General features: G+C 62.4%; 19 protein-coding genes. 16 read left to right on the top strand and 3 right to left on the bottom strand.

From position 1 onward, the window contains the following. Positions 1-111 precede the first annotated feature (111 nt). The 4 genes from purD to D3Y59_RS11410 all read left to right on the top strand — a co-directional run bounded on the left by purD (position 112) and on the right by D3Y59_RS11410 (position 4895). Positions 112-1398, top strand: a complete 1287-nt coding sequence (gene purD / locus D3Y59_RS11425; RefSeq protein ID WP_205590827.1) for a phosphoribosylamine--glycine ligase — start codon at positions 112-114, stop codon at positions 1396-1398. Continuing rightward, positions 1346-2026 carry a phosphoribosylglycinamide formyltransferase gene (purN, locus tag D3Y59_RS11420; RefSeq protein ID WP_119445171.1) on the top strand — a complete coding sequence of 227 codons (681 nt, stop codon included), beginning with the start codon at positions 1346-1348 and terminating at the stop codon, positions 2024-2026. Before purD ends, purN begins: the two co-directional genes overlap by 53 nt. A gap of 25 nt (positions 2027-2051) precedes the next feature. Then, entirely contained in the window at positions 2052-3554 is a 1503-nt protein-coding gene (gene purF / locus D3Y59_RS11415; RefSeq protein ID WP_119445170.1) for an amidophosphoribosyltransferase, read from the top strand. Positions 3555-3779: 225 nt separating this feature from the next. Further along, positions 3780-4895, top strand: coding sequence for an AIR synthase-related protein (locus D3Y59_RS11410; RefSeq protein ID WP_119445169.1), 1116 nt, complete (start codon positions 3780-3782; stop codon positions 4893-4895). Between the two features lie 243 nt (positions 4896-5138). On the opposite strand, the gene D3Y59_RS11405 is transcribed toward D3Y59_RS11410, so the two are convergent. Beyond that, entirely contained in the window at positions 5139-5672 is a 534-nt protein-coding gene (locus D3Y59_RS11405; RefSeq protein WP_119445168.1) for a cupin domain-containing protein, read from the bottom strand. A gap of 74 nt (positions 5673-5746) precedes the next feature. On the opposite strand from D3Y59_RS11405, the gene D3Y59_RS11400 reads away from it, so the two are divergent. The 3 genes from D3Y59_RS11400 (at position 5747) to D3Y59_RS11390 (ending at position 6985) form a co-directional block, all read left to right on the top strand. Next, the gene (locus D3Y59_RS11400; protein WP_162910708.1) at positions 5747-6163 is read left to right on the top strand and encodes a MarR family winged helix-turn-helix transcriptional regulator; all 417 of its coding nucleotides are present in this window, start codon (positions 5747-5749) and stop codon (positions 6161-6163) included. Positions 6164-6197: 34 nt separating this feature from the next. Beyond that, positions 6198-6521 (top strand): hypothetical protein, encoded by a 324-nt coding sequence (locus tag D3Y59_RS11395; protein ID WP_162910707.1) that lies wholly within the window; start codon positions 6198-6200, stop codon positions 6519-6521. A gap of 215 nt (positions 6522-6736) precedes the next feature. Then, positions 6737-6985 carry a hypothetical protein gene (locus tag D3Y59_RS11390; protein ID WP_205590826.1) on the top strand — a complete coding sequence of 83 codons (249 nt, stop codon included), beginning with the start codon at positions 6737-6739 and terminating at the stop codon, positions 6983-6985. Positions 6986-6988: 3 nt separating this feature from the next. Here the strand turns inward: D3Y59_RS11390 and D3Y59_RS11385 are convergent, their stop codons facing one another. Next, the gene (locus D3Y59_RS11385; protein ID WP_119446438.1) at positions 6989-8479 is read right to left on the bottom strand and encodes a nicotinate phosphoribosyltransferase; all 1491 of its coding nucleotides are present in this window, start codon (positions 8477-8479) and stop codon (positions 6989-6991) included. A gap of 153 nt (positions 8480-8632) precedes the next feature. Here D3Y59_RS11385 and D3Y59_RS11380 point away from each other — a divergent pair, with 153 nt between their 5' ends. The 3 genes from D3Y59_RS11380 to D3Y59_RS11370 all read left to right on the top strand — a co-directional run bounded on the left by D3Y59_RS11380 (position 8633) and on the right by D3Y59_RS11370 (position 13336). After that, positions 8633-10030, top strand: a complete 1398-nt coding sequence (locus D3Y59_RS11380) for a M20/M25/M40 family metallo-hydrolase (protein WP_119445164.1) — start codon at positions 8633-8635, stop codon at positions 10028-10030. A gap of 459 nt (positions 10031-10489) precedes the next feature. Next, complete coding sequence (locus tag D3Y59_RS11375) at positions 10490-11740, top strand: efflux RND transporter periplasmic adaptor subunit (protein ID WP_119445163.1); 1251 nt, start codon at positions 10490-10492, stop codon at positions 11738-11740. Between the two features lie 72 nt (positions 11741-11812). Continuing rightward, entirely contained in the window at positions 11813-13336 is a 1524-nt protein-coding gene (locus D3Y59_RS11370; RefSeq protein WP_119445162.1) for a TolC family protein, read from the top strand. Between the two features lie 103 nt (positions 13337-13439). On the opposite strand, the gene D3Y59_RS11365 is transcribed toward D3Y59_RS11370, so the two are convergent. Beyond that, entirely contained in the window at positions 13440-15083 is a 1644-nt protein-coding gene (locus D3Y59_RS11365) for an OmpA family protein (RefSeq protein WP_119445161.1), read from the bottom strand. Between the two features lie 358 nt (positions 15084-15441). Between D3Y59_RS11365 and D3Y59_RS11360 the strand changes: the two genes are divergently transcribed. The 6 genes from D3Y59_RS11360 (at position 15442) to D3Y59_RS11335 (ending at position 22395) form a co-directional block, all read left to right on the top strand. Further along, positions 15442-16110: an ABC transporter ATP-binding protein gene (locus D3Y59_RS11360; RefSeq protein WP_119446437.1), complete on the top strand. Its 669-nt coding sequence runs from the start codon at positions 15442-15444 to the stop codon at positions 16108-16110. 21 nt (positions 16111-16131) lie between these two features. Then, entirely contained in the window at positions 16132-16335 is a 204-nt protein-coding gene (locus D3Y59_RS11355; protein WP_119445160.1) for a hypothetical protein, read from the top strand. Continuing rightward, positions 16325-17584: an ABC transporter permease gene (locus tag D3Y59_RS11350; RefSeq protein WP_119445159.1), complete on the top strand. Its 1260-nt coding sequence runs from the start codon at positions 16325-16327 to the stop codon at positions 17582-17584. Before D3Y59_RS11355 ends, D3Y59_RS11350 begins: the two co-directional genes overlap by 11 nt. A gap of 106 nt (positions 17585-17690) precedes the next feature. Then, the gene (locus D3Y59_RS11345) at positions 17691-18893 is read left to right on the top strand and encodes an ABC transporter permease (RefSeq protein ID WP_162910705.1); all 1203 of its coding nucleotides are present in this window, start codon (positions 17691-17693) and stop codon (positions 18891-18893) included. 384 nt (positions 18894-19277) lie between these two features. Continuing rightward, positions 19278-20666, top strand: coding sequence for a sigma-54-dependent transcriptional regulator (locus D3Y59_RS11340; RefSeq protein WP_119445157.1), 1389 nt, complete (start codon positions 19278-19280; stop codon positions 20664-20666). A gap of 361 nt (positions 20667-21027) precedes the next feature. Next, positions 21028-22395, top strand: coding sequence for a sensor histidine kinase (locus D3Y59_RS11335; RefSeq protein WP_119445156.1), 1368 nt, complete (start codon positions 21028-21030; stop codon positions 22393-22395). Positions 22396-23311: the final 916 nt, after the last annotated feature.

Here is a 23311-nt window from a genome sequence, read left to right as displayed (position 1 = left end):
TTGTCGACCCAGGCCAATCGTTCAAGCGTCAGTTTAACGACCATCAACCAACACGCCCTTCGGGTACTCCTCCTCATCTGAGGAGGGAAGTTTACGACCAAAGAATTCACCTTGGCTCAGCAACCAACCAATATCGTCCTCCTAGGTAGCGGCGCCCGCGAACATGCCTTGGCCTGGAAACTCACCCAGGACGGGGCCCGCGTGCACGTGCTGCCCGGCAACGCCGGCATTCCCGGCTCGGTGCCCGGCATTAGCACCACTGACTTTCCAGCCATCCAGCAGTTCTGCCAAAAGCACGAGGTAAAGCTCATCGTGGTGGGGCCCGAGGCCCCGCTGGCCGCCGGCGTGGCCGACTATTTCGCCGATACCGATGTCCGCGTGTTCGGCCCGCGCAAGGCGGCTGCCGTGCTGGAAAGCTCGAAGGTGTGGTCGAAGGGCTTTATGCGCCGCCACGGCGTGGCTACTGGCCGTTCGTGGACGTTCCGCTCCGATCAGTTGGACCAAGCCCGCGCTACGGCCGCTGAGTACGGCGGCGAAGTAGTACTGAAGTACGACGGCTTGGCCGCCGGCAAGGGCGTGTGGGTGTGCTCGTCGGTAGCGGAGTTCGACCAAGCCCTACAGGAAATGCAGGCCTTAAACCCGGCCGGCCACGACTGGTATTCTTTCCTGGTAGAAGAAAAGCTCACCGGTCCCGAAATCAGCATCATCGGCATCACCGATGGCAAAACCATGCGTTTGCTGGCCCCCTCGCAGGACCATAAGCAATTGTACGCCGGCGACCTAGGGCCCAACACCGGCGGCATGGGAGCGTACTGCCCCGTACCGTTTGCGGATGACAACGTGCTGGCATCCATCCGCGAGGCCATCATCGAGCCCACGCTTAGCGGCTTGCGCACCGAGGGCTTGCCGTTCCTGGGTTTTCTGTACTTCGGCATTATGCTGACGCCCGCCGGACCCAAGCTGCTCGAGTACAACGTGCGCCTAGGTGACCCCGAAGCGCAGGTGCTCTTGGCCTCACTGGGCAACAGCCTGCTGGAGTTAATTCAGGCCACGTTGAGCGGGCGCTTGGCGGACGTAGGAGTGCGCCAAAAACAGGGTGCTTTCGTGGGTGTGGTGCTGGCCTCGGGCGGTTACCCGGCGGCGCAGTTCCCGACTGGGTTTGCCATCGAGGGAGTTGAGGCAGTAAGCCCCGGCACGCTGGTGTTTCAGGGCGGTACCAAGCGCAACGAGGCCGGCCAGCTGGTAACCAGCGGCGGCCGCGTGCTGACGGTAGTGGCACACGGCCACGACCTGGAGCTGGCCGTGGAGCACGCCTACGCCGAGGTAAAGAAGATTACGTTTCAGGATGCGTATTACCGAACCGACATCGGCCAGCGGCCAACCCCGCAGCTTGTCTGAGTCGAAGCCCATTAAGCGGCCGGCGCGGCTGGCCATTCTGCTGTCGGGGCGCGGCTCCAACATGCTGGCTATGGCGCGCGAAGTGCGCGAGGGAGTGCTGCAAAGCGTGGCCGAGGTGGCGGTGGTGTTCAGCAACATCCCCGAGGCCCTAGGTCTGCAAGCCGCCCAGGAGCTCGGCTTTGCCACGGCCAGCATCGACTCGCGCGGGCGCAAGCGGACCGAGTTCGACGCCGACGTGGTAGCCCTGCTGCAGCAGTACCAGCCCGATTACGTGGTGCTGGCTGGCTACATGCGCATCCTGTCGCCTACGTTTATTCGGGCGTTTGCCGGGCGCATTCTCAACATTCATCCGGCCGATACGCACCAGCACCAAGGCCTACACGCCTACGAGTGGGCTTGGGAAAACCGCCTGCCCGAAACGAAAATCACCGTGCACCTTGTTGACGAGGGCCTCGACACCGGCCCGGTGCTAGCGCAGGCCCCCGTGGATTTGCGCGGTGCCGATTCGTTGGGCGAAGTGGAGCGCCGCGGCCTTGCCGTGGAGCACCGTTTTTACGCCGATACCCTGGCCCGTTTCATCAGCGGCCAACTGCAGCCGCAAGTTGCCTCTACCTCCTCCCACCCCTAGTTTTCCTAGATTTTCCCCTCCGGCTATGTGCGGAATTGTTGGTTTTTTCGGTCCGGATGATGTCGCCCACGACATGGTGTTTGGCCTCACTGCCCTGCAGCACCGCGGGCAGGATGCGGCCGGCATGTGCACCTTCGACGACAACTTCCACCTTTGCAAAGGCAACGGCCTCGTGGCCGATGTGTTCCGGCCCAAGCAGCTTAAAAAGCTGACCGGCAACATCGGCATCGGGCACGTGCGCTACACCACGCAGGGCTCCAACGATTCGGCCTTGGCGCAGCCGTTTACCACCAGCTACCCCTTTGGGCTAGCCATGGTGCACAACGGCAACGTCATCAACTTCCGGGAGGTGGCCAAGCGCCTGCACGAGAAGTACCACGTGTTGCCCAAAACCAGCAACGACCTGGAGCTGATCATGTACACCTTCGCCTCGGAGCTGCGCCTGAAAAACCTCGACAACCTTTCCGTGGTCGACATTTTCGACGCCGTGGAGACGACGCAGGAGCTGGTGAAGGGCGCTTACGCTACCATCACCGTTATTGCCGGCCACGGCTTGCTGGCGTTTAACGACCCCCATGGCATTCGTCCGCTGGTGCTCGGCCGCCGCGATACGCCCGAGGGCCCGGTGTTCGCCTTTGCCTCTGAAAGCACCTGCTTCGATTACCTAGGGTTTGAGTTCGTTCAAAACGTGGGCCCGGGCCAGGCAGTGTTCATCGACAAGAATTTTAACATTCACTTCAAGAATCCTTACGAGCTGCCCAAGGCGTTTTGCGTGTTCGAGCAGATCTATTTTGCTCGCGAAGACTCCACGATTCACGGCCGCTTGGTGGCCCGCGAGCGGGTGCGCCTGGGTAAACTGCTGGCCCGCAAAGTCATGGCGGCCGGCATCGAGCCCGATATGGTTATCGATGTACCCTCGTCGGGCTACTTCGCGGCATCAGGCTTAGCCGAAGCCATTGGCGTGCCGTACCGCCGCGGCTTGGTGAAGAACAACCACATGGGCCGCTCCTTTATTGTGAGCAGCCAGGCCGGGCGCGAAGACGTGGTGAAGAAGAAGCTGAACCCCATCCGCGAGTTTGTGGAAGGCAAGAAGGTGGCTGTAGTCGACGACAGCATTGTGCGCGGCACCACCTCGCGGCGCATCGTGCGCATTCTGCGCGAAGCCGGGGCCACGGAGGTTTATTTTATTTCTTCGGCTCCGCCCATTGTATCGCCCTGCATCTACGGCATCGACATGGCTATGAGCACCGAGCTGATTGCGGCCAACTACACCGAGGAGGAAATCTGCCGCTACATCGAGGCCGACCGCGTGGTTTACCAGGATTTGGCTGACCTCCAGGAGCTTTTCGCCGAAGAGCGTGGCCACGGCGGCAACTGCTTTGCCTGCTTCTCGGGCCAGTACCCCACCGGCGACGTAACCAAGTACCTGCGCCACATTCAGGAGGAGCGCGAAAGCCACCGCCAGAAGCAGGAGCGCCCCACCGAAACGTCGGTCAGCGCCAAGGCGCCGGCGCCTACGGAGCACTAGTAACACAACCAATCTCCCCTCCTCAGATGAGGAGGGGATGCGGCCACGCAGTGGACGCTGGGGTGGTTGACCTAGCGTTAGATACTAACCTCAACCAAGCAGCCCGTCATCCCGCACTAGGGTCGGCATGACGGACACCGATAATCGTCCAACGATTATCAACCACCCCGCCCTTCGGGCACCCCTCTTCAGCTGAGGAGGGGAGTTTCGTTCAACTTCTCTCGCATGAGCCAGACTACCGCCGCCAACCTCAAAGAAACCGCCGGCTATTCCATCGAAGAAGGCAACGCCGCCTCGCGCTGTGCCTACATCTGGGCCAAGAAAACCTTCAGCACCCGCGCCGGAAAACCCGGGGAGCCGGCCCAAGACCTGGAAGGCGGCTTCTCGAACGAAGTGCGTTTCGGTGCTGAACGCCTAGGTATCGGCTCCGATGGCATCGGCACCAAAATCGAAGTGGCCGAGCGCGTGGACCGCTACGATACGCTGGGCTACGACCTCATTGCCATGGTGGCCGACGACTTGGTGGTAGCCGGTTTCGTGCCCACCAACCTGTCGAACATCATCGACGTGAACACGCTCAACTACGACGTGGTAGACGAGCTGATGCGCGGCCTGCACGACGCGGCGCAGTTCAGCCAGATAGCCGTAACCGGCGGCGAAATTGCCGAGCTGGGCAACCGCATCGGCGGCTACCCCGGCGCGCGCATGAACTTCAACTGGTGCTCCACCGCCGTGGGCGTATTGCACCCCAGCCTGGAGCGCCCCCTGAGCGGTGCCAACGTGCGCGCCGGCCAAGCCGTGGTAGCGCTCCGCTCGCCTTCGTTCCGCTCCAACGGCTACTCGCTGGCCCGACGCGTGCTCACCAAAGCATTTGGCGAAAACTGGCACACGGCGCCCTACACCGGCGTCGATGCCGACGTAATGGGCCAAACCTGGGGCGACGTGATGCTAGCGCCTTCGCTCATCTTCGCGCCCGGCGTATCGGCCGTGCTCGATGCTGGCTTGCCGCTGCACGCGGCCGCGCACATCACCGGCGGCGGCATTGCCGATAACTTCAAGCGCGTGCTGAAGAATGGGGTAGGAGCCGAGCTCGACAACCTCTTCGAGCCGCTGCCCGCCATGGCCCAGCTCGCCGACCTAGGCGGCATCAGCCCCGCCGATGCGTACCTGTACTGGAACATGGGCAACGGCATGCTGCTCGTAACCGACGCCAATAAGGCCGAAGACGTAGCTGCCGAGCTGACCTTGAAAGGCTACGATGCCCAAGTGGCTGGCCGCATCATTGCTGAACCCGTAGTTACGCTAAAGGTAGGAGCGGGCGAGTTGCGCTACCAACTGTAGCGGGCATTGGTGCTAGAACAGAAGCGCAGCCAATAGTCCGCCGGCCGCTGCCCAGCCCCATAGCAGGTGGTTAGCCAAGCTGTGCTGCCGCTCCAACGACAGCAGGGTTCTGGAAGAACGAAGAATTTCATGGGAAGCTGTTCGGGAACGGTGGTCGTCGCGACAGGGGAGTAACGCGGTGGTTGCGCCAGCAGGATTGGTGCGCGCCTGGGGCCTAGTGGGGCACCGGGCGCGCACCGCTCGTTAGTGCAAAATCAGCTCGGGTTGGGTAGCAGGAACTGGGCTGCCGATTGCGGCGCCAGGCGGCAGCATCTGTACGCCGTAGTCGCCGAGGGTGCGCACAAATTCGGCAATGGCTTCGGCTGGCGGCGGGCCCTGAGGCTGAGGTAGGGGCTGGCCATCGGGTGCGGGGGCGCTGTGGTCCCAGAACCACTCATCGAGGCCAGCCGGGCTGATGAGCATAAGTACCTGGGCCGAATCCGTTAGCACCTCAAACGAATGCGGTAGGCCCTGAGGCAAGTGCACGTAGTCGCCGGCTTGGGCTTCTACCGTTTGCTCACCGATGTGGTAGCGCACGCGCCCCTGCTGAATGAAGTACGACTCGTCTTCGTGGCTGTGGGTATGTGCAGGCGGCTCGGCTCCGCGCTGCACCGTGATTTGCATCAGGGCGTGCCGGCCTTGGGTATCGGCCCCGCGGGCCAAAAAGTGGAAGACAGCGCCGGGAATGGCGCGGATATTTTCGGGATGGGGGCGGTGCAGAAAGCCGGTTGTTTTCATGAGGTAGAAAATTTTAGTACGTTTAACTGACGGTAAAGGTCAGGTAAGCTGACTATTTTGTCAATCTCATGATCATGTCAGACCCTATCAATACCGGCGCCTACCTGCGCGAACTACTCGATGCTTTGGTAGCCAACCTGCACGCGCAGCTCGCCGCCGCCGGGCACTCAGTAATCCGCCCCTCGCACGGTTGGGTATTCCAATATATCACCGACGAAGGATCGCGCGTCACGGAGTTGGCTGCTAAAGCGGGTATTACTAAGCAGTCGATGAGCGCCTTGGTGTACCAGCTGGAAGAGTGGGGCTACCTCGCGCCGAAACCCGACCCCGCCGACCGCCGTGCGCAGCTATACTGCCTCACGAGCAAAGGCACCGAGTTGCGGAAGCTAGGGCGTGGTATTAACCAGCGTTTTGAGCAACAATGGGCCCAAAAACTGGGCGTAGCACGCTACCAGCAGTTCCGGGAATGCCTGCAGGTGCTGGGCCAATAACGAAGCCAGTAGCTTCGCGCTAAACTCAAGAGCCATGCGAAAAGCTTCGCTGCTGATAGCGGCTTTACTAGTATTAGTCTTTTACCACTACGGCCTGTGGCAGTGGCAGATGTCGGGTCATTTATTGACCGACGTTTGGCAGGCCGCGCAAGCCGATTGGCTTGTAGCCATGACGTTGCTCGACGGCGGCATTTTCGCCTTGCTCAGCCTGGTTTGGCTAGGCCACGACGTACGCCGGCGGGGTGCCGCTAGGTGGCAAGCGTTAGCGTGGGTGGCAGCGTGCCTAATTTTTGGTGCTGCACCGCTGTTGGTATACCTGGCCTTGCGGCAGCCGGAGCGGAAGCTTCAAATCCGCTAATGTTTTGCTTTCTGGTAGCTTTCCCAAGTACCAAGGCTGCCTTTTTGCGGGTGTTTATGGCGCCGGAGGAGGAGGACTACGGACAACTCCATAGCGTGAGCTTGGATTACATTTAGGCTTTGCAGCGCGTAGGTTCTCAGCATCCGCAGGCAGTGCTGCGCAAATGCATGCAAAGCGGTCAGCACCTCGCCTGGAACGCGCATACCGTAGGTTTTATGCAGCACGCCACGGTTGAACTAGGAGCGGCGCACCCCCAAGCATTTGCGGCGGAGGTCAGGCAGTTGCCTGCGGCGGAACAGCGCAGCCTGTTTCGCTTTTTAGCCGATGTAGAAGGGCATGATGTCTATAAGCCTTACCCGTTGCTGATGAAAAGACTTTTAGCAACTGGAGCGCCCGACTTAGCGGCACTACTTCAGCAAGCCAAGGAACGCAGAATACGCAGAGTGCGGAAGCCGCTGCACTAATTTCTACGCCGGCCGTACCGCGCGCTTCTCCAATATCAGCTGCGTGCGGAAGCTGTTCAGACCGGCCTCCAGGCCCACCGGGTACACGTGCGGGTTCAGGAAGCGCCGGATGCTGGGGTCGAAGGAGGCCAGCTCTTGGTGAACCCGTTCGCGGCTTTCCTGCAGGGTAGGCAAATCGGCCACTAGCTTGCCTTGGCGAAACACGGGCTCCAGCAGTTCGCGGTACTGCTCCGATTTAACGGGGCGGCGGCGCGTGGGGTCCATGGGGTCGACAATGGTCAGGTCGGCGGGTAGCTCTTCGGCGGTGTTGTAGAGCATATCGGCCACGGGTTTGCCGTTGGCGCCTAGGTAGCGCCGCACCTGCAGAATGCCGGGGATGCTGGTTTTGGCAAGCTGCTCCGAAATTTTAACGGTGTAATCCCAACCCGAGCCATCGGCGCGCTGCAGGGCGGCCAGTTTGTACACGCCACCTAGGGCGGGCTGGTCGTAGGCGGTTACGAGCTTGGTGCCGATGCCCCAGGTATCGATGCGGGCACCTTCGAGCTTGAGGGCGGTAACAAGCTGCTCGTCGAGGTCGTTGCTGGCCACGATGCGCACCTGCGGAAAACCGGCTTCGTCGAGCAGGCGGCGGGCTTCGCGGCTGAGGTAGGTAAGGTCGCCCGAATCGAGGCGGATGCCGCCCAGCTCGTGGCCGGTAGCCCGCAGGCGCTGCGCCACCCGAATGGCGTTGCGCACGCCTTCGAGGGTGTCGTAAGTATCCACCAGAAACACCGAATCGTCGGGGAAGGCGTCGGCGTAGGCGTCAAAGGCTTCTTCTTCGTCCTCAAACGCCATAACCCAGCTGTGGGCATGCGTGCCGCGCACCGGAATGCCAAACTGCTGCCCAGCCAGCACGTTGCTGGTGCCGTCGGCGCCGCCTAGGTACGCCGCGCGCGTAGCCGACAAGCCACCGTCGAAGCCCTGGGCGCGGCGCAGGCCGAACTCCAGAATCTGGTCGTTGGGGCCTACGGCTTCGCGAATGCGGGCGGCTTTGGTGGCTATCAGCGTTTGGAAGTTGACGAGCGTAAGCAGCGCCGTTTCGATGAGCTGGGCTTGCAGCAGCGGGCCGCGCACCCGAATCAGGGGCTCGTTGGCAAATACCACCGTGCCCTCGGCAATGGCGTCTACATCGCAGGTAAAGCGCAAATCGCGCAGGTAATCCAGAAAAGCCGGATCGAACAGGGCATTGCCTTTGCGGCCGCGCAGCGCCCCTAGGTACGCCAGGTCTTCCTCGCCGAAGCGCAGCTGCTCAAGCCAATCAACGGCGTAAGCCAGGCCGGCACACACGGCGTACCCGCCCGCAAACGGCGGCTTGCGGAAGTACAGATGAAACACGGCTTCGCGGTCTTGCATGCCCTTGCGCCAGTAACCGTAGGCCATGGTAAGCTGGTAGAGGTCGGTGAGCAGGCTAAGCGAAGGGCGGTACAGGCCCGAGAGGGGAGCGTTGGTTGGCATGGCAAGTAGCAGCGGTGCGTTGGCGGCAAGGTACGTGGCTGCGCCGATATGCAGCTTGCAAATTGCCCTGTTGCTGGTGGGGCTGGTGGCCCTAGGTAGCAAGTAAGCCGCGCCGGCGTGCAACTGCTGTGCCGGCGCGTGCTACTTTGCGCCATGAAACATCTACTCCTGGGCTTGGCACTGGTTGGCTCGGTGCAAGCGGCCGTTGCGCAGCAAAAAGCAGCCAAGGCTGTCAAAACAAACATTTCGGCCACTACGGTGGAGCGCGTCGAGCGTACCCTGGCCGACGACAAAATGCGTGGGCGGGCGCTGAACACGGGTGCCAACGACGCGGCGCAGTTTCTGGCCGGCGAGTTTAAGCGCATTGGCCTGAAGCCGCTAGACGGGCTTACGTCGTTCGAGCAGAAGTTTCAGGTGTTCGAAATCAACACCGCCAGCGTGCAGGCCTCGCTAAACGGCACCGCCGTACCGCGCGAAAACGTGGTGCTGATGTCGGGCCAGGAGCAAGTAAACTGGACGAGCGGCCAGAACGGCGCACCCCAAGCCATGGTATCGGCCGAAAGCCAGGTAAACTGGGCGGAGGGCACCGGCGACAACGCCCCGAAGGTGTGCGTAATTGGCCCGCAAGCCGATTTTCGGAAAGAAGTAGGCCCACTGCTGCGCGCGAAGGGCAACACCCTGGTTATCATCGACCCGGCGCACGCGGCCATCTTCAAGCGCTTGGCCGGGCAAATGCAGCACAGCACCTTCCGCAGCGAAAAACCGCAGCCCTACACCGCCGCCTTTATTCTGGCGCCGGGCGCGGTAGCCAACGGCGCCAGCTACCAGCTAACGGGCGCTACCAGCATTAAGCCGCTGGAAATCCGGAACGTGGTGGGCGTGCTGCCCGGCCGCGACAAAAGCAAGGCAGCCGAGCAAGTCGTATTTTCAGCGCACTACGACCACATCGGCTATCTGCCCGCCGTGGCCGGCGACTCCATCGCTAACGGCGCCGACGACGATGCCTCGGGCACTACTGCGGTGGTAGTCTTGGCCGAGCACTTCAAAAAAGCCAAAAACAACGCCCGTTCGCTGGTGTTCGTGGCCTTTACGGCCGAGGAAATAGGCGGCTTTGGCTCGCAGCACTTCTCGAAACAACTCGATCCGGCCAAAGTGGTGGCCATGTTCAACATCGAGATGATCGGCAAAGTGTCGAAGTTTGGCCCCGGTACGGCTTTCATTACCGGGTTCGATAAATCGGATTTTGGCCAGATTCTGCAGCGCAACCTGCAAGGCTCCACGTTTAAATTCGAGCCCGACCCGTACCCCGAGCAGCAGCTGTTCTACCGCTCCGACAACGCCACGCTTGCGCGCCTAGGTGTACCGGCCCACAGCATCAGCACCGACCAGATTCCGACGGATAAGCTCTACCACTCCGTGGACGACGAAGTGGAAAGCCTCGACCTGAAGAACATGACCGAAGTAATTAAGGCCATTGCCCAAAGCGCCACCAGCATTGTGAGCGGGCAGGATACGCCCACGCGCATCGCCGATGCGGGTACGCGGAAGTAAGCAACTGACAAAACCTTGCAGAAGGGCCGGTAGCTCATTTTAGCTACCGGCCCTTCTGTTGTTCAGCACTGCACAATAACTGCTGATCTATGTCAGCAGCGGCTTGTGTGCACCACTGTTGCATGGCATCCAAGTTGTGCCCGGTGGTTGTTACTGTGTGGCCCGAGGCACGCGTAAGCTCAAGGCAGTAGACATTGTTGCTTACCTCCTTGTAGGGTGCTTGCCATCCGGCAGGAGGGGTCCAAGTATCGGGCATATGCGAATACGATAAGCAGCGGCGAGAGCAGGGGTTAAGTTAGAACAGATCAAAGCAATACCGAACACACTGTCCACAACCGGACATATTTTCGACGCGCTGCCGCTCAATCATTGATTATAAATTGTTAATTATCAATTACTTGAAAGTTTGGCATTGGGCTTGGCTACTACTACCCGAATCCGACCCCAATCCGAACGAAAATGGACAGAGCTATTTCGCCCGCTACGCATGCCAAACGCCGCGCCCGGCGCCTGTTGCTGGTAGTTGTTGCGTTGGCAGTGGCGGCCGTAGGCCTGTGGGCCTTCCGCGGTGTGCTGAAGCCCAGCATCAGGCAGGAAGAAATACTGACGGCGGCCGTAGAAACCGGCGACGTTGAAGCTTCCATTGCAGCTTCTGGGCTCATTATTCCGGCGCACGAGGCCGTTATCACCAGTCCTATTCAGTCGAGCATTCGGCGGGTGCTGCTTACGGCTGGGGCCAAGGTGCAGCCGGGGCAAGCCATATTGGAGCTCGATAAGGAGCTAACCAGCAGTGCGCTGGCCAAACTGCAAGACGAGCAGCTGCAAAACCGCAACAAAAGCACCCTGTTGCAACTCTCCCTGGAGCGCAGCCTCAACGACCTAGAGGCGCAGGAAAAAGTGCAGCAGGAGAAAGTGCGCAGCCTGCAATCGGCCCTGCGCGACGAGCAGCACCTGCTGGGCATTGGCTCGGGCACCCAAGAGAGCGTGCGCCAGGCCGAGCTGAACCTGAAAATTGCCGAGCTGGAGCTGCAGAAAGTGCGCCGCCAAATCAGCAACCAGCGCCGCTCGAACGATGCCGACGAGCGGGGCCTCGGCTACACCATGCAGATTCAGGACCGCAACATTGCCGAACTCGCCCACAAGCTGCAGCAAGCCAACATCAGCTCCGAGCAGGCCGGCGTGCTTACGTGGGTAAGCGAGGACATCGGCTCGACGGTAAACCAAGGCCAGGTGTTGGCGCGGGTGGCCGACCTCAGCTCGTTTCGGGTGCGGGGCACCGTGGCCGATAGCTACGCCGACTCGCTGCACGTGGGCGACCCGGTGATTGTACGCCTGGGCAGCAGCACCGATTTGCGCGGTACCATCAGCTCCATCAGCCCCGCCGCCGACAAGGGCGTGATGACCTTCTACGCCCAACTTGAGCAGAACAACCACCCGGCGCTGCGCGCCAACCTGCGGACCGATGTGTACGTGGTAACGCGCGCCCACCGCGGCGTGCTGCGCGTGAAAAACGGCCCCTTTTACCAAGGCGGGCGCGAGCAGTCAGTGTTTGTGCTGGAAGACGGCAAGGCCGTGCGCCGCACCGTGCGCTTCGGCGACTCCAACTTCGACTACGTGCAAATCATCGGCGGCCTGCGCCCCGGCGAGGAGCTGATTATCAGCGAAACCAAAGACTACGAACAGGCGCCCGAGCTCAGCATCAAGCGCTAAGATGCCCGGCGCAACACCTTGCGGCCGCTCAATACCCTTTGCCAATTCTTCCCGACCCTGCCTTTCTGAGCTATGAACCGACTAAATCTACCCTTTGTGCTGGAGGTCTTGCGGCTGTGGTTGCTGATGCTGGGCGCCACCGTAGTGTTGGTGCTGCTGACCATGTCGATTGCCTGGGCGCAACCCGCCGCGCCCGCGCAGCCGGCCCTTACGCTGCCGCAGGTAATTGAGCTTACCCTAGGTCAGTCGTCGGTGGCGAAGCAGGCCGTAACCAACCGCGAAACCAGCTTGTGGCAGTACCGCTCGTTTCGGGCCGATTACAAGCCGCAGTTGGCGTTGGAGGGCGTATTGCCCAACTACAGCCGCACCATTACGCCCGTAACGCAGCCCGATGGCACCACCGACTTTCGCTACGTGCGCATCAACAACTCGTATTTGGCCACCACCCTCAGCCAGGGCATCGGCCTCACGGGCGGGCGCATTACGGTGGGCTCTACGCTGCAGCGCTTCGATAATTTTGAGGGCAGGGGCCAGCGCCTCTACAACAGCAACCCGGTGGCCGTGGGGCTGGTGCAGCCCCTAGGTGGCTTCAACGCCTTGGGCTGGAACAAGCGCATCGAGCCGTTGCGCTACGAGGAGTCGCAGCGGCAGTACGTGGAGGAGCGCGAAACCATTGCCCGCCGCGCCACCGAGCTGTACTTCGATGTGCTGCTGCAGCAAGTAAACGCCGGCATTGCACGCCAAAACCGCCAGGTAAGCGAAGACATGCTGCGCATGGGCCGCGAGCGGCACCGCCTAGGTAGGCTGTCGGAAAACGACTTGCTGCTGCTCGAGCTGAATTTGCTGAACGCCCAACAAGCCGAGGTGCAAGCCAACGTAGATGCCCAGAACGCCGCCGTGCAGCTGAAAGGCTACACCGGCCTGACGGTAGACGCCGCGGCCTCGCTCGATGTACCCGCCGCCGCGCCCAAGCTGGAGGTAGCGCCCGAAGCAGCTTTAACCCAAGCGCGGCAGTACCGCCGCGAGTCGCTGATGTTTCAGCGGCGCCTGCTCGAGGCCGACCGCAACGTGGCGCAGGCCAAAGGCACCACCGGTTTTCAGGCCAGCCTTACGGCCTCGTTTGGCTTGGCCAGCAGCGGCGAGCAGTTTCGCACCAGCTACATCAACCCCAACGACCAGCAGCAGCTGCGCCTAGGTTTCTCGATGCCGATTGTGGACTGGGGCAAGACGCGCGCCACCGTAAAAACCGCCGAGCTGGCCCGCCAGCAGGCCAAAGTAACCGTGGAGCAGGAGCAGATGACCTTCGAGCAATCGGTGCTGTCGCAGGCGGCGCAACTGGGCGCGCTGGAGCAGCAACTAGCCCTGGCTGCCCGCGCCGATTCGCTGGCCCAGCGCCGCTATAGCATTGCCCGCGCTACCTACCAAGTAGGCCGCATTTCGCTTACCGACCTCAACATTGCCCAAAGCGAAAAAGACCGCGCCAAGCGCGCTTACATTGCCGCGCTGCGCGCCTCGTGGGTGGCCTACTACCAACTGCGCACCCTCACGCTCTACGATTTTGAGCGGCAGCAACCCTTGCTGGCGGCCACTAACTAAGCCCTAGGTGCACCGCAGGCATGGGCCAAGCGGCAGCACCATCGCCCGTGCGCAACGGCCCGCCGCTCAAAGCCGAGCGGCGGGCCGTTGCGCACGGGCGCGATTAGCGTTTTTTCTCCCACTCGGCTACGCGCTTGCCTTGCAGGCACTGCCCTAGGTTTTGCAACCACAAGCCGGCTTTGGTGCGCGGCTGGGCGGCGGTGCGTTTGCGTTTGCGGCGTTGTTCGGCGGAGCTTGGGCGCTGCTCGGCCGCGGCGCCTAGGTTGCGGTTGGCGGTATTGCTTGCCGAGGCCGGCAGCTTGGCGGCAGGCGGTTGCATATTGGGCGGCAAGCCTGCTGCGCCGGTCTTGCTGATGACGCGCACGCTCAGGCGGCGGTTGAGAGCCCGGCCCACGGCGCCGGCGTTGGAGGCAATAAAGTAATTGGCCCCGAAGCCTTCGGCCCGCAGGCGCTGGGGCTCCACGCCCAGCTGCACCAAAGTGCGCCGGGCCTCGCTGGCGCGCTGTTGGCTAAGCCGGAGGTTGGCGCTGGGGTTGCCGGTGCCATCGGTGTAGCCGCCCAGTTGCAGGTGGGCTTCCGGAAACACTTTCAGGATTTTGGCCACGTTGCGCAGCTGCGCGCGCGAGTCGTCGGTAAGCGTTGCGCGGTTCGGCTCGAAGTACACGCGGTCGAGGTTGATCCAACCCAGGGCCGGGCTGACGGTGTTGGGCTGCCTGCGCGGATCGGACAGGAAACGGTAGAGCTGGTACTCCGTGGAGTTGGTGCCAACGCTCAGCGTGTTGCCATCGGCCAAGGTAAGCAGCAGCTGCGGGCCAGTTTCGCGGATGTAGGTATCCGTGAGCACATCGTAGTAGCCGGCTGGGTACGAGGGCGGATACGAGCTGGCCGTGGGCACCGGGCGCGGTGCGCTGGCCTCGGGGGCCGCTACCGGAGCGGGCACTGCCGCCGGCACCGGCGCGGGCACCAGCTTGGAGCGGTACCCAAAGCCAAAGCCCAGGCCCAGCGCCGGCAGCAGCAGCAGCGCCCACTGCCACTTAGGGCGTTTGCGCCGCCGCACGCCGGTAAGGGTGGGCGTAAACGTAATGCCGCCGCCCACGCTGCCCCAGGTGCCATCGGCAGGGGCGGGTGGCAGCTGCGACGCCGCTGCCGGTTGCCCCTGTGCCGCGGGGGCAGGGCTGGGCGTTGGCCCCACCACGGGCCGGTCGATGGGCTCGGCCACGGCCGCCATTGCGTGCGGCTGGGTGGGTAGGCGGGGGCCAGCTGGTTGGCGTTGCAGCCACGCGCTTAATGCGTCGGCGGTTAGCTGGTGCTCGGCTGCGTGTTTGCCCAAAGTACCCAGCACGGCGGCCACCGCTACATCGAGCAGGTGCTCGAACTCGGCAGCGGACAGGCCGTGGCGGGCGGCAATGGCCGTAGCCGAGCCGGCGTAGGCGTCGCCAAGCAAGCCTTGCATCAGGGTTACGCCGCGGCCGTGCCAGGGCTGCCGGCCGGCGGTGCTCAGCTGCTGCAGGGCTGCGTGCTGGTGGGCTTGCTGGGTTAGCGTTCGGATAACCTCGGGGCCGTTGGGCTGGCGCGCGCGCCCCGCCAGGGCACTTACCACCAGCGGCAGCACCTCGGCAAACGTGCGCGCAATGGTGCCGGGGTCCTCGTCGAGGGCGGTACCTAGGGCGTTCAGGTGTTCGGCCTGCAGAAAAGTATGAACCTCTTCCACTAAGGCTTTATCGGGGCTCATGGTAGTCGTGGGCATACATCAAAGGGCAATCTGGTACTGTACGCGGATAAGGGCAAGCGGTTGGCTTGCCGGCCAATGGCCACCGGCGCACACCAGGGGCTTCATTTCCGAACACCGTGTCCGGTTCCGGACAATATTTTGGTTGGGCTGATGAAGGGATGTTGGGGTAATAAGCTGATAAACAACAACTTTTGCAATTGGCACGCCGCTTGGCTTCTGTGATGGGAACCCGCTTTGCTGCTGCACAAAACCGGACAGCACACCGGCGCAACTTACTGAAAACAAACCCCGACCGCCCATGGAACCGACCCTGACCCAAAGCCCCTCGCTCGCCACCGGCCCGCGCGCCGCCACGTCGTTGAAAAACACGCCCATGATCAAGCTCGCCGACGTGGAGAAGGTGTACCAAACCGATACCATCGAGACGGTGGCGCTGAACCGCGTAAACCTAACGATTAACCGGGGCGAGTTCGTGTCTATTATGGGGCCGTCGGGTTGCGGAAAGTCAACGCTGCTGAGCCTGATGGGCCTGCTCGACGAGCCCACCAGCGGCACCATCGAGATAGGCGGGCGGGCCGTAACCAGCTACTCCGACAAGGAGCTGGCCAAGCTGCGCAACCACAAAATTGGGTTCATCTTCCAGAGCTTCCACCTGATCAACGACCTCTCGGTGCTCGATAACGTGGAGCTGCCGCTGCTGTACCGCGCGGGCATGGGCGGCAAAGAGCGCCGCCAGCGCGCCCTCGCGGCCCTCGAGAAAGTGGGCCTGAGCGCCCGCACCAAGCACTTTCCGTCGCAGCTATCGGGCGGGCAGCGCCAGCGCGTGGCCATTGCCCGCGCCTTGGCCGGCGCCCCCGAAATTATCCTAGCCGACGAACCTACCGGCAACCTCGACTCGGTGATGGGCGAGGAAATCATGGACCTGCTGCTGAGCCTGCACCGCGAAGAGGGCACCACCATTGTGATGGTAACGCACGACGAGAACATGGCCCTGAAAACGGAGCGGGTCATCCGCTTCTTCGACGGCAGCCAAGTAAACTAACGGCTCTGGCCCCCAACTGCCATGAAACGGGTACTGCAAGCCGCGGCGCTACTGATGGCCGCCCTGCTGCTGCTAATGGCCGGCGCCGGCCTCTACGACCTCACGGCCCGCGCGCGGCCGGCCGCGCCCCCTAGGCCGGAGCGGCCCGCGGCCCGCCCGGCAGCCATGCCCGCGCTTCAGGTTACCCCCCAACCTTCTTCTGCCCCCACGATTTATGCTGCTTAGCTACCTGAAAATTGCCTGGAAGGTGCTCTTGCGCCGCAAGTTCTTCACCTTCATCAGCCTGTTTGGCATCAGCTTCACCCTGATGGTGATGCTCGTGCTGGTGGCCGCCATCGACCACTTTAACGGCTCGCACAAGCCCGAAAAGCACATGGACCGCATGCTGTTCGTGAACCTGCTCTGCCAGCGCTTCAAGGACGGCGGCTACAGCAACACGCCCGCCAGCGCCCACTTCGTCGACACGTACGTGCGCTCGATGAAGACGCCCGAAACCGTGGCGATGGCGTCGCTTGGCAGCAACGCTACCGCTTTTGCCGGCAACAAAACCCTTACGCTGAGTGTGCGCCACACCGACCACAATTTCTGGCGCGTAATGGATTTCGATTTCCTCGAGGGCCGCACCTACAGCGCCGCCGAAATCGACCAGAAAGCCCGCGTGTGCGTGATCAGCCGGCGCACGGCGCGCTCGTTTTTCGGCACAGAAAAAGGTGCCGCCGGGCGCACGCTCGAAATCGGCCCGCACCGCTACCGCGTAACGGGCGTAGTGCCCGATGTACCGGCCATTCGGCTGTACACCAGCGCCGATGTGTGGCTGCCCTACACCCTCAACGCAAGCAGCATCGAGGACAAGCGCTACGACGGCCAGTACTTTGTTATTCTGCTGGCGCCCTCAACGGCGGCCGTGCCAGCCGTGCGCCAAGAGTTTGAGCAGATGATGCGGCGCGTGCCGCTGCCCGACCCCGCCCGCTACGACAAGCTGTACGCGCACGCCGACCCCGCCCTGGCCAGCGTGGTGCGGCAGTTTACCGGCAACCAGGAGTCCGACGACGACGGCATGGCCCTGTTCCTGACGGGGTGCAGCGTGCTGGCACTGCTGTTCATGCTGTTGCCCGCCCTGAACCTCGTGAACCTGAACGTGACGCGCATTATGGAGCGCGCCGGCGAAATAGGGGTGCGCAAAGCCTTTGGCGCTTCGCGCTCGGTGCTGGTAGGGCAGTTCCTGACCGAAAACCTGGTGCTCACGGCCTTGGGCGGGCTGCTCGGGCTGGCCTTGGCGGCGGGCGTGCTGCAGCTGCTCAACGAGTCGCAGTTTATTGCCCATTCGCACTTCGGGCTGAGCTGGCGGGCCTTCGCGATGGGCCTAGGTCTGACGGTAATTTTCGGGCTGATGAGCGGCGTGTACCCCGCCTGGAAAATGGCCCGCCTAAACCCGGTGGATGCCCTGCGCGGCAGTGGCAGCGGCCCCAAATAAGCAAGCCGAAAAGGACCGTGGGCAGCGGCGCCGGCCCAACCCGGCCGTGCTCCGCTGCCACCAACTCACAACTGACTACCTACCCCTGACAACCCTCCTCCCGGCCATGTTTCGTCATCTGCTACGCCTGATCTGGAACCGCAAGCGCACCAATGTGCTGCTGCTCAGCGAAATTTTCCTTTCGTTTATCGTGCTATTTGCCGTCGGGGTGGTGCTCGTTACGGTAGGCCACAACTACCTGCTGCCGCCGGGCTTCCGCCACGAGCAGGTGTGGCGCCTGAATATTGCCGCCGGCCAAGGCGAAAAAATGCCCCGCCCCGTGCTCGACGATGTGCTGCGCCAAGTGCGGGCGTTGCCCGGCGTGCAGGAGCTTACCTTAACCAGCCCCAACACGCCCTTCCGCTTTATCACGATGAACGGCGACTTTGTGGCCGAAAACAAGGTAAAAATGGAGAGCGTAGACCGTTACGACGCCGACGACCACTATGCGGCCACCATGGGCCTGCAGCTGCTCGAGGGCCGCTGGTTCCGGAGCACCGACGACGCGGCCACGCACCGCCCCGCCGTGATTACGCGCAACATGAGCGAAAAACTCTTTGGTACCACCAAGGCGGCGCTGGGCCAGGTGGTGCGCCCCGATGCCCGCTACGGCGACCCCGCCAAAGAACATTACCAGGTGGTGGGCGTGGTGGAAGACGTGCGCGTGCACAGCGAGTTCAGCGACGTGAGCCCCAGCATGTGGATGCGCCTCGTGCCCCACGATACCACGCAGTGGGAGGGCGCCGCCGTGCTCGTGCGCGTAGCCCCCGGCCAAGGCGCCGAGCTGCAGCAAAAGATCGTGAAAACCGTGGCCGGCGTAACGCGCAAATGGAGCACCGAGGTGTACACCCTGGAGGCCGACCGCGTCGACAAGCTGAAGGTAACGGTGGCACCCATTGTGGCTTTGTCGGTGGTAGGGTTGTTCCTGATTATCAACGTGGCCCTAGGTCTGTTTGGGGTGTTGTGGTACAACATCAGCCAACGCCGCGCCGAGGTGGGCCTGCGCCGCGCGTTGGGCGCCACGGGCTCCGACATCAGCTCGCAGTTTTTAACCGAAATGCTGGTGCTTACCTCGCTGGGCGTGGCGCTGGGGCTGGTGTTGGCGGTGCAGTTTCCGCTGCTCGTTGCTTTCGAGGTGCCGGTGCGCGTGTACTTGTTGGCTATGCTGATGGCCACGGGCATCATTTACCTGCTCACGGCCATTTGCGCCTGGCAGCCCAGCCGCCTGGCTGCTGCCATTCAGCCCGCCGTAGCCCTGCGCGAAGAGTAGCCGCCCAGCAAGCTCCCCTCCTCAGCTGAGGAGGGGACGCGGCAGCTTCAGCTGCCGCTGGGGTGGTTGGCCTCGCGTCAGATAGCAACCTCAACCAATAGCCCGTCATGTCGAGCTTGTCGAGACATCTCGCCGGACAGTAATTATTCTCGAGCGTCGGCACGCGAGATGTCTCGACAAGACAGGCTGGTTGCTCGACATGACCGTTTTGAAGTTCCACATGACGGCCAAATTGCCCTAGGTAGTATCGTGCCAACGACTATCAACCACCCCGCCCTGCGGGCACCCCTCCTCGTTTGAGCAGGGGAGTTGTCGTTTTTGCGGCGCGGCTTCGCTTTCCGGCCCGAATTTCCGTCCTTCGCTTCTCTCTCAACAGCCATTCCCATGATACTTATTGTCGACGACGACATAGCCGTGCGCACCTCGCTGGGGCTGCTGCTGAAGCAAGCCGGCTACGCCACCAAGGCCGTGGGCACCCCCGAAGAAGCCCTGCGCGTGGTGCGCGAAACGCCGCCCGAGCTGGCGCTCATGGACATGAACTACTCCATGGCCACCACCGGCGAGGACGGCCTGCGCCTCCTAGGTCAGGTTAAAGAGGTAGCGCCGCAGGTGCCTGTAATTCTTATCACGGGGTGGGGCTCCATTTCGCTGGCTGTGGAGGGCATGAAGGCCGGCGCGGCCGAGTTCGTAACCAAGCCCTGGAACAACGACTCGCTGCTGCAAACCATCCGTACCGTCATCAGTTTGGCCGAGGCCCACGCCGCGCACCCCGACGACGAAGTGAGCCCCACGCGCCGCCAGCTCGATCGGCAGTACAACTTCAAGAACATTGTGGGCCAGGATGCCCAGCTGCTGCAGGTGCTGCGCAGCGTAGGGCAAGTAGCCGCCACCGATGCCTCGGTGCTCATCGAGGGCGAATCGGGCACGGGCAAGGAACTCATTGCCGAGGCCATTCACCTGAACTCGCACCGCCGCAACAAGCCCTTTGTGAAGGTAAACCTAGGCGGCATTTCGGCCTCGTTGTTCGAGAGCGAGATGTTCGGCCACCGCCGCGGCGCCTTCACCGATGCCAAAGCCGACCGCCAGGGCCGCTTCGAAATGGCCAACGGCGGCACCATTTTCCTCGACGAAATTGGCGAGCTGGACATGGGCTCGCAGGTGAAGCTGCTGCGCGTGCTGCAAGACCGTACCTACGAGGTGCTCGGCGATTCGCGCAGCCGCTCCCTGGACATCCGCGTCATCTGCGCCACCAACCGCGACCTGGCCCAGGAAGTGCGCGAAGGCCGCTTCCGCGAGGATTTGTTTTACCGCATCAACCTAATTACGGTGCGCCTGCCCGCCCTGCGCGAGCGGCCCGACGACGTGCCGCTGCTGGCCCAGCACTTTGTGAACAACCTGCGCACGGCCTACAACCGCCCGGCCCTGAAGGTGAACACCCGCGCCCTGCACTGGCTGCGCGAGCAGCCCTTGCCCGGCAACATTCGGGAGCTGAAAAACCTGGTGGAGCGCGCCGTGCTGGTAAGCGGCAAGGATGAGCTCGGGCCCGAGGAGTTTCAGGCGCAGGCGCAGCGCAGCACCAAGGCTGCGGAGCCCGGCGCCCTGCCCGAAGTAGGCTTGATGACGCTCGACGAGATGGAGGCTCAGATGATCCGCAAAACCGTGGATTTTTATGCCGGCAACCTCTCGCGCGTGGCCAAAGCCCTGGGCCTGAGCCGCGGCGCCCTGTACCGCCGCCTCGAAAAATTTAACATCCCCTTCGACCACGCTCAGTAGGGGCGCGTTGCACGCGCCCGTTCGTTGCTGACGTTGAACCAGGAAGTAAGAACGTAACGCCAAGCCCCGTCGAGGCATCTCGCCCGATCGTGTTGTCATGTCGAGCAGAGCGAGACATCTGGGGTGCTGACATTAGGTGCAAACCGCTTACCTGTCTTGTAGAGAGGCTTGCCCCGCAGGAGGCACGTTTGAGGTCCTAACGTGATAAGGTCCTTCCTTCGTCAGGATGACAATGCTATCTACCGTCAGCACGCCAGATGTGTCTCGACTGCGCTCGGCATGACCGTTGCGAGGATCGACGGGGCAGCCTGACAGCTGATACGATTTTACGGCGCACCGCAGCGCCTCTCAACCACTCCGCATGAGCTTACGCGCCAAGTACATTCTGTTCGTTACGCTGGTTCAGGTAGCCATTGCGGTGCTGGCGGTTCAGTTTCTGGCCTCCAAAACCTGGCTGTTTTTTGTCACCGAGGGGCTGTTGGTCGTTACGGCCTGGATCAGCGTTCAACTGTACCGTGGCTTTGTGCGGCCCCTCAACCTGATTGCGGCCGGCACGCAGGCCATTCGCTCGCGCGATTTCACCATGAAGTTTTTGCCCGTGGGCCAAACGGAAATGGATCAGCTGATTGACACCTACAACACCATGATCGACGAGTTGCGGCAGGAGCGCATCACGCAGCACGAAAAAAGCTACCTGTTGGAGCGGCTGATTGCGGCTTCGCCGGCGGGCATTCTGCTGCTGAGCTTCGACGGCACTATTGAGTCGCTGAACCCGGCGGCCGAGCGCTGCCTGCAGCTGCCTCCGGCCGAGCTGCTGGGCAGACGGCCCGCCGAGCTGCCCGGCGAGTGGGGCCGCGCCCTAGGTGCGCTGCAGGCCGGGCAGCCGCAGGTGGTGCAGCTTTCGGGCATGCAAACGTACCGGGCCAGCACCTCGCACTTCCTCGACCGGGGTTTTACACGCTACTTTATTTTGCTGGAAGAGCTGACGCAAGAGCTCATTCGGCAGGAAAAGCAAGCCTACGAAAAGCTCATCCGGATGATGTCGCACGAGATAAACAACTCCATCGGCGCCGTCAACTCCATTCTGCAGTCGTTCCGGTACTATGCCCCGCAGTTGGCCGAAGACGACCGCCCCGATTTTGAGGAAGCCCTGGATGTATCGGTAAACCGCAATACGCACCTGGCCAACTTTATTGCCAGCTTTGCCAACCTGGTGCGGCTGCCCGCGCCCACCCCGCGCCCCACCGACGTGCATGAGCTGCTGAAAGCCACGTGCCGCCTGTTGCAAGTGCAAAGCGAGAAGCGCAACATTAAGTGGCACTGGGAGCTGGCGCCCGGCCCGTTGTACGTGGCTCTCGATGCGCAGCAAATGGAGCAGGCCCTGCTGAACATCTGCAAAAACGCCCTCGAAGCCATCGACCACGACGGCCACCTGTGGGTGCGCACCAGCGCGCAGCCGCCCGCGGTAGTCATCGAGAACGACGGCCCCGGCATACCCGCCGAAGTGCAGCCGCACTTGTTTACGCCCTTCTTCAGCACGAAGCGCGACGGCCAGGGCATTGGCCTCACCATGATTCGCGACATTTTGCTGCACCACGGCTTTCCGTTTAGCCTGGCCACGCAGCCCAACGGCCGCACGGCCTTTTCCATTGGCCTGGCTAGCGCCACCGGCGCTCCGGTGCCCAGCGCCCCTGTTGCCAAAAGCCCCGTGCCCGCTACCCCGGCCTGATGCCACGCCGCCGCACCTAGGGCACGCAAGCGGTGCCCCAACGCCGGAGCCGCCGATCTTGATACAGATCGGCGGCTCCGGCTTTTTGCACTTTCTAGCACCCAGCGCCGCCGCAACCTAGGTGCGCCGCAATAATTATTTCTGCGGCAGCAGGCGGGGTGTTGCAGTACCGAACACCGTGTTCGATTTCGGACACATTTTGTGAATCTAGTTAAATCAAAATAGCTTATAAATAGCTGTAAAACAATGTTTTACAAGTTTGGCACGGCCATTGGCTAATACTAGTCAGGAACACACACAACCGGCACAAAAATGAACACGCACCGCGCCCTCCGCAGCACCAGCCAACCCCAACGCCGCCCCTTGCCGGCCCTGCGGGCCACGGGCGAGACGCGGGTTCGGATAAACCCGGCAACTCCCCGCAACTCCGCGCTTTGCGGCCGCTGATAGCCGCACGCGCCCACTGTTATTTCGCACTCTTCAACCCTGTACCGCTATGAAAACTGCCCAAACCCTCCGCACTGCCGCCCGCCCCTGGCGCCGCGCCACCCGCCGCTACCTGCGCGCCGCGCTGTAAGGCCGCGTGCGCTCCTGGCCGCCCCCACGTATCAACCCGCTCCAAACCCTACCCCAAGCCATGAAAACCATCCTTAGCTTCCCTGTTTTGGCGGCCCGGCCTTGGCGCCGCACCCAGCGCCGCTGGTTGCGCGCCACGCTCTAAGCCTAGCCCCGCCGCACAAACAACCCGACCGGATTCTGCTTAGGAGTCCGGTCGGGTTGTTTTTGGCGGGTGTTGCGCGCAACGCGGCGGGGGCTGCCGGATTGGTGGTTGGTTTTGCTACATTCTGGTTATCAGAATTATAGACGGATTAGTGGGCTGCGGCAAGCCTTAATGCCACTTACCTACGTATTACCC

The organism is Hymenobacter oligotrophus, assembly GCF_003574965.1.
Taxonomy (GTDB): Bacteria; Bacteroidota; Bacteroidia; order Cytophagales; family Hymenobacteraceae; genus Solirubrum; species Solirubrum oligotrophum.
The sequence above is the reverse complement of the archived record's forward strand: the minus strand, read 5'-3'. Positions and strand labels throughout refer to the sequence as shown.